General features: G+C 65.3%; 1 protein-coding gene. It reads left to right on the forward strand.

The annotated features are described in order from the left end of the window. On the forward strand, nucleotides 1–550 hold a 550-nt coding region (locus tag ACKLNA_RS29130; RefSeq protein ID WP_408987848.1), incomplete at both ends, for an aromatic amino acid lyase.

The raw sequence follows: 550 nt of genomic DNA on the forward strand, positions 1-550 counted from the left end.
CTACAAGGGCGAGTGGATGGAGGCCACCGAAGCGCTGAAAGTCGCCGGTCTGACCCCGCTGACTTTGGCGGCGAAGGAAGGCCTGGCGCTGCTCAACGGCACGCAGGTGTCTACCGCATTCGCTTTGCGCGGTCTGTTCGAAGGTGAAGATCTGTTCGCCGGCGCGCTGGCGCTGGGTGGTCTGACGGTGGAAGCGGTATTGGGTTCGCGTTCGCCGTTCGACGCCCGCATCCACGCCGCCCGTGGCCAGAAGGGCCAGATCGACACCGCCGCCGCTTACCGCGATCTGCTCGGCGAGCGCAGCGAAGTCTCCGATTCGCACCAGAACTGCGAAAAGGTGCAGGACCCGTACTCGCTGCGCTGCCAGCCGCAAGTCATGGGCGCGTGCCTGACCCAGTTCCGTCAGGCTGCCGAGGTGCTGGTGATCGAAGCCAACGCCGTCTCCGACAATCCACTGGTGTTTGCGGCTGAAGGCGACGTGATTTCCGGTGGCAACTTCCACGCCGAGCCAGTGGCCATGGCCGCTGACAACATGGCCCTGGCCATCGCC

Source organism: Pseudomonas sp. UV AK001 (assembly GCF_046097675.1).
Lineage (GTDB): Bacteria > Pseudomonadota > Gammaproteobacteria > Pseudomonadales > Pseudomonadaceae > Aquipseudomonas > Aquipseudomonas kribbensis.